At 46.3% G+C, this 17,472-nt stretch carries 17 protein-coding genes and 1 other annotated feature; all 17 genes read left to right on the forward strand.

Annotated elements, in window-relative coordinates:
• Positions 1-2: 2 nt before the first annotated feature.
• Positions 3-1,073, forward strand: coding sequence for an undecaprenyldiphospho-muramoylpentapeptide beta-N-acetylglucosaminyltransferase (locus MJB10_RS10225; RefSeq protein WP_314804364.1), 1,071 nt, complete (start codon positions 3-5; stop codon positions 1,071-1,073).
• Between the two features lie 207 nt (positions 1,074-1,280).
• Positions 1,281-2,186 (forward strand): UDP-N-acetylmuramate dehydrogenase, encoded by a 906-nt coding sequence (murB, locus tag MJB10_RS10230; protein ID WP_314804366.1) that lies wholly within the window; start codon positions 1,281-1,283, stop codon positions 2,184-2,186.
• A 15-nt stretch (positions 2,187-2,201) separates the two neighbouring features.
• On the forward strand, positions 2,202-3,470 hold the full coding sequence (gene murA / locus MJB10_RS10235) for a UDP-N-acetylglucosamine 1-carboxyvinyltransferase (protein WP_314804369.1): 1,269 nt from the start codon (positions 2,202-2,204) through the stop codon (positions 3,468-3,470).
• 98 nt (positions 3,471-3,568) lie between these two features.
• Positions 3,569-4,384, forward strand: coding sequence for a cell division protein FtsQ/DivIB (locus MJB10_RS10240; protein WP_314804372.1), 816 nt, complete (start codon positions 3,569-3,571; stop codon positions 4,382-4,384).
• Between the two features lie 299 nt (positions 4,385-4,683).
• Positions 4,684-5,928, forward strand: coding sequence for a cell division protein FtsA (ftsA, locus tag MJB10_RS10245; protein ID WP_314804375.1), 1,245 nt, complete (start codon positions 4,684-4,686; stop codon positions 5,926-5,928).
• Positions 5,929-5,979: 51 nt separating this feature from the next.
• Positions 5,980-7,104 carry a cell division protein FtsZ gene (gene ftsZ / locus MJB10_RS10250; protein WP_314804378.1) on the forward strand — a complete coding sequence of 375 codons (1,125 nt, stop codon included), beginning with the start codon at positions 5,980-5,982 and terminating at the stop codon, positions 7,102-7,104.
• Between the two features lie 206 nt (positions 7,105-7,310).
• On the forward strand, positions 7,311-8,261 hold the full coding sequence (spoIIGA, locus tag MJB10_RS10255) for a sigma-E processing peptidase SpoIIGA (protein WP_314804381.1): 951 nt from the start codon (positions 7,311-7,313) through the stop codon (positions 8,259-8,261).
• Between the two features lie 90 nt (positions 8,262-8,351).
• Positions 8,352-9,074 (forward strand): RNA polymerase sporulation sigma factor SigE, encoded by a 723-nt coding sequence (gene sigE / locus MJB10_RS10260; protein ID WP_314804383.1) that lies wholly within the window; start codon positions 8,352-8,354, stop codon positions 9,072-9,074.
• 160 nt (positions 9,075-9,234) lie between these two features.
• The gene (gene sigG / locus MJB10_RS10265; protein ID WP_314804385.1) at positions 9,235-10,017 is read left to right on the forward strand and encodes an RNA polymerase sporulation sigma factor SigG; all 783 of its coding nucleotides are present in this window, start codon (positions 9,235-9,237) and stop codon (positions 10,015-10,017) included.
• 144 nt (positions 10,018-10,161) lie between these two features.
• Entirely contained in the window at positions 10,162-10,461 is a 300-nt protein-coding gene (locus MJB10_RS10270) for a YlmC/YmxH family sporulation protein (protein WP_314804388.1), read from the forward strand.
• 82 nt (positions 10,462-10,543) lie between these two features.
• Complete coding sequence (gene pgeF, locus MJB10_RS10275; RefSeq protein WP_314804391.1) at positions 10,544-11,407, forward strand: peptidoglycan editing factor PgeF; 864 nt, start codon at positions 10,544-10,546, stop codon at positions 11,405-11,407.
• A gap of 34 nt (positions 11,408-11,441) precedes the next feature.
• Entirely contained in the window at positions 11,442-12,128 is a 687-nt protein-coding gene (locus MJB10_RS10280) for a YggS family pyridoxal phosphate-dependent enzyme (RefSeq protein ID WP_314804394.1), read from the forward strand.
• Positions 12,129-12,175: 47 nt separating this feature from the next.
• A complete protein-coding gene (locus MJB10_RS10285; RefSeq protein ID WP_314804403.1) occupies positions 12,176-12,598 on the forward strand; it encodes a cell division protein SepF in 423 nt (140 codons plus the stop codon).
• 32 nt (positions 12,599-12,630) lie between these two features.
• The gene (locus MJB10_RS10290) at positions 12,631-12,903 is read left to right on the forward strand and encodes a YggT family protein (protein ID WP_314804405.1); all 273 of its coding nucleotides are present in this window, start codon (positions 12,631-12,633) and stop codon (positions 12,901-12,903) included.
• Positions 12,903-13,685 (forward strand): YlmH family RNA-binding protein, encoded by a 783-nt coding sequence (locus tag MJB10_RS10295; protein WP_314805561.1) that lies wholly within the window; start codon positions 12,903-12,905, stop codon positions 13,683-13,685. Before MJB10_RS10290 ends, MJB10_RS10295 begins: the two co-directional genes overlap by 1 nt.
• A 149-nt stretch (positions 13,686-13,834) precedes the next feature.
• Positions 13,835-14,314, forward strand: coding sequence for a DivIVA domain-containing protein (locus tag MJB10_RS10300; protein WP_314804408.1), 480 nt, complete (start codon positions 13,835-13,837; stop codon positions 14,312-14,314).
• A gap of 69 nt (positions 14,315-14,383) precedes the next feature.
• Positions 14,384-14,627, forward strand: a binding site (T-box leader).
• A gap of 68 nt (positions 14,628-14,695) precedes the next feature.
• The gene (gene ileS, locus MJB10_RS10305) at positions 14,696-17,464 is read left to right on the forward strand and encodes an isoleucine--tRNA ligase (RefSeq protein WP_314804410.1); all 2,769 of its coding nucleotides are present in this window, start codon (positions 14,696-14,698) and stop codon (positions 17,462-17,464) included.
• The last annotated feature ends 8 nt before the right edge of the window (positions 17,465-17,472 follow it).

A 17,472-nucleotide genomic window follows, 5' to 3' on the forward strand; every position in this document is an offset into this window, starting at 1 on the left:
GAATGAGAAAGATCGTTTTTACCGGAGGTGGCTCCGCAGGCCATGTGACGCCTAATCTAGCACTCATCCATAGGCTGAAAGCGCATGGTTGGGAGATTGCTTACATAGGCTCGGACACTGGTATTGAGAAAGACATTATTGATCGAGAAGGGGTGCCCTTTTATCCGATTTCTTCGGGAAAGCTGCGCCGTTATTTCGACTTAAAAAATATAAAAGATCCTTTCAAAGTGATGAAAGGTGTGTATGAATCGTATCGATTGCTGAAACGTTTGAAGCCCGCCATCGTCTTTTCGAAAGGCGGGTTCGTTTCTGTTCCGGTCGTTCTGGGAAGTCGAATGAATAAGATTCCGGTCATCATTCACGAGTCTGATATGACGCCTGGACTGGCCAATAAAATTTCAATTCCTTTTGCAACGAAGGTATGTGTGACTTTTCCTGAATCCCTCTCGCATATCCAAAGTGGCAAATCGATCTTGACGGGACTGCCGATCCGTGAACAAATCAACAGCGGGAAAGCGTCCCGCGCTTTGCAGTTATGCGACTTTCACACGCAGAAGCCAGTGGTTCTTATTATGGGAGGCAGCTTAGGGTCTCAAGTGCTGAATACAGCTGTACGAGCAAATCTAGGGCGTTTACTTAGCCGTTTTCAGGTGATTCATCTTTGCGGCAAGGGCAACATCGACATGGAATTGCTTCACACACGCGGCTATAAGCAATTCGAGTACTTGAATGAAGAGCTTCCCGATGTATTAGCAATGACGGATCTCGTTATTTCACGTGCGGGTGCCACGTCAATTTTTGAATTTTTGGGCTTGGAGAAGCCGATGTTGCTCATTCCATTATCGCTACAAGCTAGCCGTGGTGATCAGATTCTAAATGCAGCGTCCTTCCAGAAAGCTGGATACGCCGATGTCTTACAAGAAGAAGATCTAACCGCTGAGGTGTTGGTTGAGCGCGTTGAGGCACTATATAACAATCGTGAGACTTATAAAGCCGCGATGCAATCACGCGATGTAACGGATGCTGTCTCCGCCATCGTCAAACTCATTGAAGCACATAGCCGTACGTCATGATTTTGTTAAAGCGTATAGGCGATTGTCACACTCTATCCGATTTTACATAAACTACACTATAACCGTGACAGACACCTAAGGCTCCATAAGCCACCTGATTAGCGAAGAAAAGGCCAACTTCGAGAAGGTCCTTATGGATGAAATGAGGAGACTACCTTCGGTAAGTCCTATCATTTCTTACCATGCGTTCTGTGAAGGAGGTTTCCCATGCAGAAGTTAATATCCGATTTACAGGCATCCAATTTTGGCGAGATAAGAACGAATGAACGTCTAGCTCCCTATACCACTTGGAAAATCGGCGGACCTGCTGATTGCTTGATTATTCCCTATTCCAAAGAGCAAGTTGTTGCTGCCATATGTTTTCTTCATGAACGCGGCGTCCCTTGGACGATTATCGGTCGAGGCTCCAACTTGCTTGTCAGTGACAAAGGGATTCGCGGTGTTGTGATTAAGCTAGGCCAGGCGCTGGATACACTCCGCTTTGACGGCACAACGGTCTATGCGGGCGGTTCCTATTCGTTCATTAAATTGTCTGTCTTGGCGGCCAAAGAAGGGTTAACTGGAATGGAGTTCGCTTCTGGTATTCCAGGTTCAGTGGGAGGCGCCGTTTACATGAATGCAGGGGCCCACGGGTCCGATGTGTCACGCATACTCAAGCAGGCTGAAGTCATCCTAGACACTGGGGAATTGGTCGTCATGCAGGCAGAAGACTTAAAGTATGCCTATCGTCATTCGATTTTGCATACGTTGCCTGGCATCGTAACAGAGGCTGTTTTTGAACTACAGGCGGGAGATCGCCACGAAATCGCTGGAGCCATGGCGGCTTATCGGGATCGGCGTCTTCGCACGCAACCGCTTCAATTAGCTTGCGCTGGCAGTGTGTTCCGCAACCCCGCAGGGGGATTCGCAGCGAAGCTTATCGAAGAAGCAGGCCTGAAAGGCAAACGTGTCGGTGGAGCAGAAATATCAACGCTACACGCCAATTTCATTGTGAACACTGGAGATGCTACAGCCGAGGACGTTCTTGCTCTTATCAACGAAGTACAGCTCATCGTAGAGAACATGTACGGTATTAAGCTTGTACCCGAGGTATTGGTAATGGGTGAGAGGTAAATCGGAGGTGGAATTTTGGAGAAGCTCGTTATCGAAGGTGGAAAACCTCTTACAGGAGCCATCCAGATACACGGCGCGAAAAACGCCGCATTACCAATCTTAGCTGCCTGCGTGCTTGCTAGCGGCACGCATACACTGCACAATGTTCCGAATCTGCTCGATATCGACACAATGCTGGGCATACTGCGCGCATTAGGTTGTCGGGCCGAGCAGCAAGGAGATACGGTGACGATCACAACATCCACAGCACATTCCTCCCATATCCCAGAAGAATTAATGGGTCAGATGCGATCTTCCATTTTTCTAATGGGTCCACTACTCGCAAGATTCGGAAGTGTCACTGTCTACCAACCAGGCGGCTGTGCCATTGGAGAACGGAAAATCGACTTGCACCTCAAAGGCTTACAGTCGCTAGGCGCGGAGATTGAAGAGTTCTCGAACCGGATCGTGTGTACCGCTGAATCCTTGCAAGGCAATGAGATTTTCCTGGACTTTCCAAGTGTTGGCGCAACTGAGAATATCATGATGGCTGCTGTCAGAGCAGAAGGCATAACGACCATTTATAACGCGGCTCGTGAGCCTGAGATTCAAGATTTGCAAAACTTCTTAAATGCCATGGGGGCCGACATTATTGGCGCGGGGACGGATACGATCACCATTCGTGGTGTCAAAACGCTTACGCCAGGCACGTATCGGATTATTCCAGACCGCATCGTTGCCGGTACTTTTCTCGTAGCAGCAGCAGCGACCAAAGGGAATATTTCATTGGAACGTGTAAATCCTGCGCATTTAACCTCTGTTATCCATGTGCTTAAGCGTGCAGGTGTTCAAATCATCGCGGACGGTGATATAATACATGTAAGCTGTCCGACAAGACCCAAGGCTGTAGAGCGTATAGTAACATCGCCGCATCCTTCATTTCCGACAGATCTGCAATCACAGGTTATGGTACTGCTGTCGCTAGCAGATGGATTAAGTGTAATGAAAGAAACGATATTTGAAGGTAGATTTAAGCACGTGGATGAACTGGCTCGTATGGGGGCGGATATTCGCGTAGACATGAGTTCAGCCTTTATTCGCGGTGTGCCTCGACTATATGGCGCTACAGTTGAGGCAACTGATTTACGGGCTGGTGCCGCACTTGTAATCGCTGGTTTGGCCGCGCATGGCACGACGATCGTTGAACAAATTCATCATATTGATAGAGGATATGATAGAATTGAGCATATGCTGACTAGTTTAGGTGCCTCAGTACTACGTCAAGCTCCAGTTCCGAGTGAGTAATCTTGCAGATTCATCGCGTATCCCTTCCTGCATGCAGGAGGGGATACACGATTTCTATTTAAAAATGTCATTTTCATTTCTACTAGGTGGTGCCCCTCTTGTCCGAAGATCAGAAAGTGCCTGCATTACAACCAGTTCCTAAGCCGCGATCGCGTACGAATCGGAAACTGCTCGTCTTACTGTTACTTTTTTTTATGACCGTCCTGATCATCTTGTTTTTTCAATCTTCCCTCAGTAAAATCAGCCAAGTGGAAATCGAGGGAAATGAACTGCTCGCGCCAGATACAGTTGGACAAGCTAGTCAGCTCAAAGTAGGTGACCGGTTCTTTGCAGTGAGTTCCTCTACGATCGGGAATCGCATCGCTGCGCTGCCAATGGTGAAACATGTCGAGGTGAAGAAGTCCTTCCCAGGCGTCATCCGCATTCATGTGGAGGAATATCCGAAGGTAGCTTTCCAAGTTGATGCGCAAGGGAAGAAATATGCCATCCTGGCAGATGCTAGTTTCATTGCTTTGCCTGCTGGCAGCAGTATTCCGCTGGATATGCCCATCTTATCGGGCTGGAATGATCAGGATCCGAATAAGCTTGCGCTATGTAAAGCATTGGATACGATTCCCAAGAGTGCCTTGTCCGATATTTCTGAAATTAAGCCAGATCCATCCGAGTCTTATCCGGATAAAATCAAGCTGTACACACGTTCACAATACGAAGTGTTTACAACGATCTCTTATTTGCCTGACAAAATTGATAACCTCCCAGGTTATATTGCTAGCTTGCAAGAGAATCACATAATGAGCGGCGCGATTACGATGTTGGAAGCGGAATATCACACACCATTTGGTTCAAATGCGGTGTCTAAAGCGGATTCGAAAGGTGATCCCAAGTCCACGCCAAAAGTAACGCCGAAACCATAGAAACGTGAACAGCGCGTGAAGACTGACAAAAAAAAGCGGAATAGACTACTCAATCTCTGAAATAAATGTTAAAATTAGTTTTATGGTTAAATAGGATATATCTGTTCACTCAATTTGTTCTTGTCTGCATAAGCAAAGAACATCTGAATTCTACAAAAATTACACGTGAAATTTGCAGCTTTTCTAAAAAGTAAAAAAAATGTAGAAAAAAGAGGGAAAATGGCGGTTGTGTGGAATACGTATAGGAGTCTTTATGAAATTTTCGCAATATTACCTAAGTTACAGGAGGTGCCAGGGGCTTGAGCAACAATGATATCATTGTTAGTTTAGACATCGGTACATCCAAAGTTCGAGCTATTATTGGGGAAGTCGTGAACGGAACCATTAATATAATAGGAGTGGGATCTGCCGAGTCAGAGGGTATTCGTAAGGGCGCCATCGTTGATATTGATCAAACTGTGCAATCCATTCGCAGTGCTATTGATCATGCTGAACGTATGGTCGGCATACAAATTTCCGAGGTTTACGTTGGTATTTCGGGGAATCATATTTCTTTACAATCCAGTCACGGCGTTGTAGCCGTTTCCAATGAAGACCGTGAGATTGGTGAGGAAGATATTGATCGCGTAATTCAAGCGGCAAGAGTCATCGCATTACCTCCCGAACGTGAAATAATTGGAGTCGTACCTAAGCAATATTTAGTGGACGGACAAGAAGGTATTAACGATCCGCGTGGTATGATCGGAGTTCGCTTGGAAGTCGAAGCAACGATTATTACTGGAGCGAAGACAGGCATACATAATTTAATCCGCGTTGTGGAAAAATCCGAACTGAAGGTTTCTGGACTTATCCTCATGTCCCTCGCATCTGGAAATTTGGCACTTTCCAAAGATGAGAAAGCTGTTGGGACCGTGCTGGTTGATATCGGCGCCGGTGCAACGACGATTGCTGTGTTTGATCAGGGGAACCTGGTTGCGACTTCAACCATTCAAATCGGCGGCGAATTTATCTCAAACGATATTTCGATTGGACTTCACACTCAATTGGAAATTGCTGAGAAAATCAAGCTGAAATATGGTTGTGCATCTGTCGAAGATTCCGCGGCTGATCAAGTGTTCAAAATTACGAGAATGGGAAGCAATGTCGAAAAGGAATTCTCGCAAGTAGACCTTGCTAACATTATCGAACCACGTGTCGAAGAAATTTTTCAATTGATTCGCGCAGAAGTTCACCGTCTCGGCTTCAGCCATTTAGCTGGCGGCTATGTGCTTACGGGCGGAACTGTTTGTATGCCAGGGATGTTGGCCATTGCACAATCCGAGTTGGCCACATCTGTTCGTATCGCAGTGCCTGATTTTATTGGTGTACGTGATCCTTCTTATACAAGCGGTGTCGGTATTATTCAATTTGTATCCAAATACATGAAGAATCGTAACTCAGGCATGGTCAAGAAGCTGGTTACAAAGACTACCAAAAAATCCTCCGATAGTCAAAAGCCAGGTTGGTTTGAAAAAGTTAAAAATTTCTTCAGTGATTTTATTTAGTTCGTACAACCTCATTTCGTAGAATTGTTAAGGTAGGGGGATATGGCTCATATGTTTGAATTTGATATGGATTTAGACCAATTGGCTCAAATCAAAGTCATCGGTGTAGGTGGCGGCGGTTCCAATGCGGTTAATCGTATGATCGAAAACGGTGTTAAAGGTGTAGAATTTATTACAGTTAACACCGATGCACAAGCGCTTCACCTCGCGAAGTCCGTGCATAAATTGCAAATCGGGGATAAGCTTACGCGCGGACTTGGCGCAGGTGCCAATCCAGAAGTCGGGAAGAAAGCAGCGGAAGAGTCAAGGGAGACGATTCTGAATACGCTTCGTGGCGCTGACATGGTATTCGTAACAGCAGGAATGGGCGGAGGCACAGGTACAGGAGCTGCACCTGTTATCGCCGAAATCGCGAAAGAGGTAGGTGCGCTGACGGTTGGTGTTGTTACGCGTCCGTTCACATTCGAAGGGCGGAAACGCTCATTGCAAGCAGAGCAAGGGATTGCTGCGCTAAAAGAGAAAGTAGACACCTTGATTATTATCCCGAATGACCGTCTTCTTGAGATCGTTGATAAGAAAACGCCAATGCTGGAAGCGTTCCGTGAAGCCGACAACGTTCTTCGTCAAGGTGTACAAGGTATTTCCGATTTGATCGCTGTGCCAGGTCTTATCAACTTGGACTTTGCAGATGTCAAAACGATTATGACCGAGCGCGGCTCAGCCCTGATGGGAATTGGTGTTGCAACCGGTGAGAATCGTGCAGCAGAAGCTGCGAAGAAAGCGATCTCCTCGCCATTGTTGGAGACATCGATCGAAGGCGCTCGTGGAGTTCTTATGAATATCACAGGCGGTATGAACCTAAGCTTGTACGAAGTCAATGAAGCTGCGGATATCGTAGCATCGGCTTCGGACATCGAGGTAAATATGATTTTCGGTGCTGTTATTGATGATAAGCTGAAAGATGAGATTCTGGTTACAGTTATTGCGACTGGCTTTGAACATAAGCAAGCGCCGATGCATCAGTCGATGAAGCGTCCTGTACAGAATCAAACGGAGTCAGCACCACCATCCGATAACAGATTGAATAATCTCAAACCTTTTGGCGCTCAGCCATCCCATGATCAATTAGATATTCCGACGTTCCTACGCAATCGCGGACGGAATACTGACAAATAATTACACAATATCTGTCTAGAGACCGAAGCCCTACTACATGTAGAAGCTTCGGTTTTTTGTTGTTTTACCAGCATTTACGGAGTGAAATATGCCGCGTCAACTGACAAAAAAAGTAGCCGCCGACTAGCATGTTTAGACAGACTTTGAAGTTAGAATCCCCTATACTGATTCAGAAGCAGCAAGTTTCGTAATGAAATTGCTAGAGAGTGTCCCACCTGGAGGTGAGTCATCGTATGGTCGTCTATGCGGATCTCATTTTCCTGCTGAACTTTCTAGTGGATGGCATCCTATTAGTGGTGACAGCAAAAACACGGAAAATAGCGTTTAACTGGTGGAGGATAGCACTTTCAGCGGCATTAGGAGCGTCCTATGTGGTCATGATGTTTTCACCAGTTCCTACCATGCTATTTACATTTTCTGTGAAATGTATGTGGTGTACAGGTATGATTATGACTGCTTTCGGCTATGGATCCTTACAAAATTTGTTGCGCAATATGGGAACATTCCTATTAATTAACTTCGCGGTCGCTGGCGGAATGTTCGGGATCCATTATGTGTTGGCATCCTCTTCGGATGTGATGGAAGGTATCGTATTCACCCAATCGGGTGTGTCAGCGTTCCAATTCCAGATTGGCAGTGTCATGTTCGTCCTACTGTTGCTTCTGCCTTTGATCTGGTGGTTTAGGATGGTGTTCCAGAGTAGTAAGCAACGTGAGGTGATGACGACGTATTTGGCCGAAGTCACGATCTATGTGGAAGGATTTATTGCTACTTGTAAAGGACTAATTGACACTGGAAATCAATTGTATGACCCGCTGACGCGGACCCCAGTCATGGTATTGGAGGTGACGGAGTTGGGGGATGTAGTGCCTGAGGCGTGGCTGCAACGTATTCGTTCCGCGGAAGTCGATCAAATCATCAGCGGCATTGGTGTTGAAGAATTTGTCTGGCAGGATCGCTTGCGACTCGTTCCTTATCGAGGTGTGAACCGAAATACCCAATTTATGCTGGCTATTAAGCCAGATAAGGTGGTGATCAATCATAATGATTCCCAGTTGGAAGCGACCAAGGTGCTCATTGGACTCGATGGTGGAAAATTGTGTAGCGATGGCACTTACCAAGCGATTATTCACCCTGCTTTAATTTCTGCTGTATAGCGCTTTCACAGAAGTCAGTTTTCCTATGGAACACGGACTAAATCGTACGAAGTAAGTTTTGCATAGCAAAACTCTTAGGAGGAAACTAACATGTTCTTGAAGTGGAAACTGCTTGTTCAACTAGCGTATTATCGGGTATTGATGTTTCTCGGTCTCAAAGGGGAGGAAATCTATTACATAGGCGGCAGTGAAGCGTTGCCACCACCCTTAACACGTGAAGAAGAAGAATACTTACTGGAGAAATTACCATCCGGGGACGCGGCTATTCGTGCCATGCTGATCGAGCGCAACCTGAGATTGGTTGTTTATATAGCGAGGAAATTCGAGAACACCGGGATTAACATTGAGGATTTAGTTTCAATTGGTGCGATTGGGCTTATTAAAGCCGTGAACACCTTCGATCCTGAGAAAAAGATTAAATTGGCGACCTATGCATCGCGGTGTATTGAGAATGAAATTCTGATGTACTTGCGCCGGAATAGTAAAATCCGAACGGAGGTCTCCTTCGATGAACCGCTGAATATCGATTGGGATGGCAACGAACTGCTCTTATCGGATGTGCTCGGCACAGAAAATGATACGATTTATCGCAATATCGAAGAGCAGGTAGATAGAAAGCTGCTGCATAAAGCGCTGGATCGACTGAGTGAGCGTGAACGCATCATTATGGAGCTCCGTTTCGGTCTACAAGATGGGGAAGAAAAAACCCAAAAAGACGTTGCTGATTTATTGGGTATTTCTCAATCCTATATCTCCAGACTCGAAAAAAGGATCATTAAACGTCTGCGCAAGGAATTTAATAAGATGGTCTAAAAATTTTTTTGTCGAGGTCATATCGAAATTGTTCAACAGTCACGGGAGGGAGCAAGTTAGTACCCTTTTGTCAAGTGGCTGGAGGACGGATGGGGTAGGAATAAATCGACCGCTCACGGGGATAATTAACAGTAATGTTTCTCCTTGGGAGGTAATCACGATGACCCGAAATAAAGTTGAGATATGTGGAGTTGATACCGCCAAACTGCCTGTTCTGACCAATGCAGAAATGCGTGAGTTGTTCACTGACTTGCAAACTAAACAGGAAAGAACTGCAAGAGAGAAATTGGTCAATGGCAACTTACGGTTGGTTCTGAGTGTGATTCAGCGGTTCAACAATCGTGGAGAGTATGTGGACGATCTCTTCCAAGTTGGTTGTATTGGTTTGATGAAAGCCATCGATAATTTTGATTTGAGTCAAAATGTCAAATTCTCGACCTATGCGGTTCCGATGATTATAGGTGAGATACGCCGCTACTTACGAGACAATAACCCGATTCGCGTTTCTCGTTCCTTGAGAGATATTGCTTACAAAGCTTTACAAGTGAGAGACAGCTTAACGAATCAAAATTCGCGCGAGCCGTCGATTTATGAAATTTCCGAAGCGCTCAATGTTCCGAAAGAAGATGTGGTATTCGCCCTGGACGCGATTCAGGATCCGGTTTCGTTATTTGAACCAATCTATCATGATGGGGGAGATCCCATTTATGTCATGGACCAAATTAGTGATGAGCGAAATAAGGACATGTCCTGGATTGAAGGTATTGCCTTACGCGAGGCGATGCATAAGCTGAACGCCAGAGAGAAAATGATTCTTTCTATGCGATTCTTTGAAGGTAAGACCCAAATGGAAGTTGCGGATGAAATCGGTATTTCGCAGGCGCAAGTGTCAAGGCTTGAAAAATCCGCGATCTGCCAAATGCAGAAACATGTGAAAACGTAAATGGCAATCAACAAAGACTGGATCGGCCTGTGCAGACAAGCTGTGAAGGTCTTTTTTTTCTACACAGGACATTTTGCTGGGCAGGCACATATACTAATATCAAATCCCTTCACTTTGATAATGAGATGCGTGGTGATAAAGCACATGAAAATATCTGATTTCCAGACGAAGGACGTAATCAATATTGTGGACGGCAAGAAGCTTGGACAAATCAGTGATTTGGAGCTTGATCTGCGGCAAGGACGGATCGATGCTATCGTTGTGCCGAATCAAACCCGATTTTTCGGACTTTTCGGTTCTGGAACCGATGTGATCATTCCTTGGAAGCATATCGTGAAAATTGGTGCTGATGTAGTACTCGTGAAGCTTGAGGATGTGCGACCGTACCGGCAAACGGACGATACGGACAGTGTTTATGAGTTTAACCGTCAATATCGGAATTGACGGGTGACGCACGGGAGGCCGTGTGTCTTTTTGTTTTGTATGCTAAAGTAGAGAGTAGATCTGAGAATGGGAGAGAATGGACATGGAACCATTTGTGGTGAAATCAGAAACGATAACAGGCCGAGAGGACCGACCAGTCCTTTTACATATCGAACCATGGAGTGGAAAATTTCCTGAGGTCACGGCAGGCTTTTCAAGCCGTTGGGGTGGCGTGAGTCGGGCGCCCTTTCATTCGTTGAATTGTGGTCTACATGTCAATGATGATCCAAAGGACGTCGTGATCAATCGTGAGCGCATAGCAGACGTCCTAGGGCTTCCATTTGATGCTTTCACCTATGCGGAGCAGGTACATGGGAAAGACGTCGCGATTGTGAGTCTGAACGAGCAAGGAAGCGGCAGAGTGGCAAGGGAGACGGCCTTGCAAGCGAAGGATGGTTTTATCACCCAGGAAAAAGGAATCGTGCTTTGTGCGCAGTTCGCGGATTGTGTCCCGCTGTTCTTCTATGACCCTGTGAAGCGAGTCGTTGCGCTTGCGCATGCGGGTTGGAAAGGAACGGTGTTAAACATTTCCATGGCTACAATATCCTTAATGACACATACTTTTGGTAGCCAGCCATCGGACATTTATGCGGTCGTAGGGCCTTCAATTGGCGCCTGCTGCTACGAGGTGGATGAAACGGTTGCTTCGAGAGTTAAGCAGGTTCTGGATGAAATGCAATCTTCACAAGAAGAGAAAGCAGCTATTTTAACGGATAAAGGCAATTCGAAGTATATGCTGAATTTGCAAGTCATGAATAGGAAATTGATCGAGCAAGCAGGAATTTTGTCGTCCCATATCGAAGTAACACAGTTATGTACGAGTTGCAGAAATGACCTTTTCTTTTCGCATCGCAAAGAGGAGGGCTCTACCGGTCGAATGATTGCATGGATCGGCTTGTTGGCATGATGGGGCAAGCTGTGTTGAATTGAGGTGTTGAAGAATGAGCATTGCCGAACAAAAGCAAGAGGTTGAAGCACGCATTGCAGCCGTTTGTCAGCGAGCGGATCGGCAAGTAGAGGACGTTAAAGTCATCGCTGTTACCAAGTATGTGTCACTGGAAACGACGCAACAAGTACTGGATATGGGATTACAGCATATAGGTGAGAATCGTTGGCAAGATGTGAAACCGAAGTGGGAAGCGCTGCATGAACGTGGGACTTGGCATTTCCTTGGACATTTGCAAACGAACAAAGTGAAAGATGTGATCGGTAAATTTGCTTACATTCACTCGCTTGACCGCATGTCACTGGCGAAGGAATTGGACAAGCAGGGGGCTGCCCTTGGACTTGTCGTGAACTGCTTCCTGCAGGTGAACATCTCGGGAGAAGCGACGAAGTATGGCGTTGCGCCTGACCAATTTTTTGCCTTCACCGAGGAAGTCAGTAAGCTTTCGAATATTCGCGTGTGCGGTCTGATGACGATGGCTCCTTATGAGCTGGAAGCGGAGGAAACGAGGCCTGTCTTCCGTGGCTTGCGTGAGCTGCGGGATCGACTGAATGAGCGGAAGCTATTCCCGTATGAAGTGACAGAGCTATCCATGGGCATGTCGGGCGACTTCGAAGTTGCTATTGAAGAGGGAGCCACTTGGGTGCGCTTAGGAACTGTGCTTGTCGGCAAGGAAACCTGATATCAGGCAGGTAATCGGATTTCATATTTTGTTAGGAGGGAACACTTGTGGGTGTATATAACCGATTTATGAATTTTCTTGGCCTCCAGGAAGAAGAAGAAATTGTAGAGCGCGAACGAATTATTGAAACGACGGAAGAACCTGAAACCAATCCTTATGAATTACGTAATAAAAATAAGGCGAATGTCGTAAGTATTCATTCTCAGAAAAATTCCCGTGTTGTGCTCAGCGAGCCTCGTACCTACGAGGAAACACAAGACATTGCCGATCATTTACGTTCGCGCAGAGCAGTTGTTGTCAATTTGCAACGTGTACGCAGCGACCAAGCGATTCGAATCGTCGATTTCTTGAGCGGAACCGTTTACGCATTGAATGGGTCTATCTCTAAGCTTGGACCGAATATCTTCCTCTGCACGCCAGATTCAGTCGATATTCACGGTCACATCTCCGAGATGATAGGCGAAGAATAGACGTATATCCTAAGACAGAGGTGGATGACTAGGTGGGTAACGTTATCAGTGTTTTAAGCTTGCTTAAAGAAATTTATTATTTCATGATTATTGGATATTTGATCTTATCTTGGTTTCCGAATGCTCGTGACAGTTTTGTCGGTGGACTGCTTGCGAAGCTGGTTGAACCTTATTTAGCTCCTTTCCGTAAAATCATTCCGAGCATTGGTTTCATCGATCTTTCGCCAATCGTGGCGCTGATTGCGTTACAATTCGTGTTTATGGGGATTATTGCGGTACTTCAATTCATTGTGGGGATTTTCTAATCTTGAAAGACATTTACGGACATTTTCATTCCGACGAGCATCATTTTGTGGATAAGGCTCTAGATTGGGTGGAACGTGCTGCTGGGCAGCATGTTGTGAAATTAACCGATTTTCTAGACCCCAGACAAGCCTTTATCTTGAATTCTCTCGTTAACCGAAACGCTGATGTGCATTGCCGCTTCGATGGCGGGTATGATGCTGCAGAACGGAGACGAGCATTGATTGCTCCAGACTATCGCGTCTTGGAAGGCGAAGACATGGCGATGGCGGTGTTATCGGTTTCTTCGGGGGATGGCAAATTTCTAACATTAGAACATGGAGATTACATGGGCGCCATTCTTGGACTCGGCATGAAGCGAGACAAGGTTGGCGATATTCATGTTATAGAAGGCGGCTGCCATTGTCTGGTGACACAGGATGCCGCAGATTATTTGCATTTGAACCTGTCCCAAGTGCACCGTGTGCACGTTCAGACGGAGTTGCTTCCTTTGGAACAGTTGCAGCTTGCGAAAGTGCAGTTGGAAGAGTTGCATCTGTCCGTTGCATCGATGCGTATGGACGGGATCGTCAGCGATGTGTTTCGGCTCAGCCGGGCGAAAATTTTGCAGCCGATTCAAGCAGGCCGATGCCGTGTGAATTGGAAACTGGAAGAGGATCCGAGCAAACCTTTGAAAGAGGGAGATCTGATTTCGTTGCAAGGATTCGGCAGGTTTAAGGTGCTTGAAGTGGAGGGCATATCGAAAAAGGGTCGAATTCGTGTGAAAATTGGCAAGTATGCATGATCGTGGATAATTTATCCACGAACTTTGCAGGAATTGCTAGTTTTCTGTCGAACTGAACTGTATAGACCTAGGTGTAGGCTGGCGTTCAAGCGCTAAGCATGCACTTACGAAATCAGTTTTGCTGCGCAAAACGCGAAGGAGGGGCACTGATGCCATTAACACCGTTAGATATACATAATAAAGAGTTTTCTCGTTCATTTCGCGGATATGATGAGGATCAGGTGAATGAATTCCTGGATCAAGTCATCAAGGACTATGAGGCTCTAATCCGTGAAAATAAGGATTTGCAAAATCAGACATTAGCTTTACAAGAACGTTTGGATCATTTCACGCATATCGAGGATTCGCTCAGCAAGACGATTATCGTGGCGCAAGAAGCGGCCGATGAGGTCAGAAACAATTCCAAGAAAGAAGCGCAGCTGATTCTGAAGGAAGCGGAGAAGAATGCAGACCGGATTATTAATGAATCCTTGACTCGTTCCCGCAAAGTTGCCCTCGAAATCGAAGAATTGAAGAAGCAAGCTTCGATTTATCGGACACGCTTCCGGACTTTGCTTGAAGCGCAGCTTGAGTTATTGAACACAGAAGGCTGGCAAAGTATGCAGTTTGAACATGCTGAAGAGAGCTAAATTTGATCTAGGCTGATCGTATATTGACTATGCCTGGTGAATTGGGTATACTCCTGTTAAATGTATCGCAATAAAGCTATGACTGGAACGAGTAGGACGTTATAAGCAGTGTCAGCGAATTAGGGTTTTGGTGTGAGCCTAATCTCTGCAGCGTACCGAATATCTCCCAGGAGCGTCTCTTGAATGAAGTAGAGAGAAACGGGTCATGCCGTTACACATGATCGAGTGAAGTAGCTGTGTTCAATCGCCAGGGGCGTTTGTTCTTAAGCTCTTAACGAGGGTGGTACCGCGAGTAGAGTTTCTCGTCCCTTTTTGGGGATGAGAGGCTTTTTTTGTTTTCTAAGAACGTAAACGAGATTGAAGCAGGATGGAGTGGGACGTATGGATTATGGCAAAACGTTAAATTTATTACAAACCGAGTTCCCGATGAGAGGCAATTTGCCACAAGCGGAACCGAAAATGCAAGAGCACTGGGAATCCGAAGACATGTATGCCAAAGTACAAGAGAGCCGCAAAGGAAGAACGAAATTCATTTTACATGATGGTCCTCCGTATGCGAATGGCGATATTCATATTGGTCATGCCCTGAACAAAGTCTTAAAGGATATTATCGTTCGATTCAAAACCTTGCAAGGCTTTGACGCGCCGTATGTCCCAGGTTGGGATACACATGGCTTGCCGATCGAGCAAGTGATCACGAACAGCGGAAAAGTGGATCGCAAGAAAATGACGGTTCCTGAGTTCCGTCAATATTGCGCGGAGTATGCCCTCCAATCGGTGGAGAAGCAGAAAAGCCAATTCCAACGTCTAGGTATCCGCGGCGATTGGAAAAACCCGTACATTACCCTGCAACCAGGGTATGAAGCTCAGCAAATTCGTGTTTTCGGCACGATGGTTCAGAAAGGGTACATCTACAAAGGCTTGAAGCCTGTCTACTGGTCTCCATCATCCGAGAGTGCGTTGGCGGAGGCGGAAATCGAGTATAAAGAGAAAACGTCAACTTCGCTTTATGTCGCATTCCCTGTCAAAGACGGCAAAGGTAAATTGCCACAAGACGCAGCAATCGTCATTTGGACAACAACTGCGTGGACGCTTCCTGCGAACTTAGGGATTTCCTTGCATCCTGAATTCGATTATGCGATTGTGCAAGCAGCAGGCAAAAAATATGTATTGGCACAAGGCTTGCTGGCAGCAGCAGCTAAGGATATCGGCTGGAGCGAATACGAAATATTGTCCACAGTGAAAGGCAGCGAGTTGGAGTTCGTAACGTGCCAACATCCATTCTATGATCGTGAATCCCTTGTAATGGTTGGCGAACACGTAACGCTTGAAGCAGGTACGGGTTGCGTTCACACGGCGCCAGGTCACGGGGAAGATGATTTTACGATCGGGCAGCGCTACAATATCGGCGTGCTGTGCCCTGTGGACGATCAAGGTCATTTTACAGCGGAAGCACCAGGGTATGAAGGTTTGTTCTATGAAAAAGGCGGCAAGCTCATTATCGAGAAGCTGCAAGAGAATGGCTTATTGTTGAAAGCAGCTGATATTCAGCATCAATACGCACATGACTGGCGTACGAAGAAGCCTGTAATTTACCGGGCTACCGAGCAATGGTTCGCGTCGATTGATCTGTTCCGACAAGCGATGCTCGATGAGATTAAGCAAGTCAAATGGACGCCAGAGTGGGGCGAAGTTCGTCTGCATAACATGATTGCAGATCGTGGAGACTGGTGTATTTCCAGACAGCGGGCATGGGGCGTTCCAATCCCAATTTTCTATTGCCGCAGCTGTAATGAGCCGCTCGTGAACGAACAAACGATTGAGCATGTTGCCCAATTATTTGAGCGCGAAGGTTCGAATGCTTGGTTTATCAAGGAAGAGAAGGACCTGCTTCCAGAAGGAACGTGCTGCTCCAAGTGCGGACACGGCGACTTCCGTAAAGAAACGGATATTATGGATGTGTGGTTTGATTCGGGTTCGAGTCATATCGCAGTGCTGGAGTCCCGTCCTGAGCTTCAATGGCCAGCAGACTTGTATCTCGAAGGCTCTGACCAATACCGGGGATGGTTTAACTCCTCACTGATCACGGGTGTAGCGACTAGAGAGAAGTCTCCGTACAAAGGGATTTTAAGTCATGGCTTTACGCTCGATGGCGAAGGACGCAAAATGTCCAAATCCATCGGTAATACAATTGATCCGAACGCGGTATGCGGCAAGCTAGGCGCAGATATTCTTCGTCTATGGGTATCATCAGTGGATTATCAGTCCGATCACCGGATCTCGGATAATATCTTGAACCAAACGACCGAAGTGTATCGTAAAATCCGTAACACAATGCGATTCTTGTTGGGGAACATGAGTCATTTTAACCCAGAAACAGATCGTGTTGCTTACGCAGATCTTTCTGAGCTTGACCGCTATGCGTTAATCCGTCTGAATCGTATGATTGAGAAAGTTATTCATGCGTATGATGCGTACGAGTTCCACTTGGTGTACCAAACGATTCACCATTTCTGTGCAGTTGAAATGAGCTCGTTCTACTTGGATATCATTAAGGATCGTCTCTATGCGAATGCACCAGAAGATTCAGCGCGTAAAGCGTCTCAAACAGTACTCTATGCCGCGCTTACGGCGATTACGAAGCTGATTTCGCCAATTCTTCCTCATACAGCTGATGAGGTATGGCGTTACATCCCAGCGACTACGCTAAGCAGTGTTCAACTAGCTGAGCTGCCAGAAGTAGAAACGGGCATTTACGATGAGCAACTTGAACATAAATGGAATAGCTTCTTGGAAGTGCGTGATGATGTTCTGAAGGCGTTAGAGGAAGCTCGTAAGGAGAAGGTTATTGGGAACTCACTCGGAGCAGCGGTGAATTTGTATCCGAATGCAGAAATGTTCGCACTATTGAACCAATTCGAGCAATTGGATCAGTTGTTCATTGTTTCTGGAGTGAATCTATATCCTGCGGGAACGACGGCTCCTGAGGGGGCTCTTCAATCCAAAGATGTGGCTATTGCGATCACGGTTGCAGAAGGTGAGAAATGTGAACGCTGCTGGATAGTGACTCCTGAGGTAGGGCACAGTAAAGAACATCCAACCCTATGTGTAAGATGTACGGATGTTGTGACTGCTCACTATCACGAGTAAAGGAATCA

Origin of the sequence: Paenibacillus sp. MBLB1832, from assembly GCF_032271945.1 — a bacterium.
Taxonomy (GTDB): Bacteria; Bacillota; Bacilli; order Paenibacillales; family NBRC-103111; genus Paenibacillus_E; species Paenibacillus_E roseopurpureus.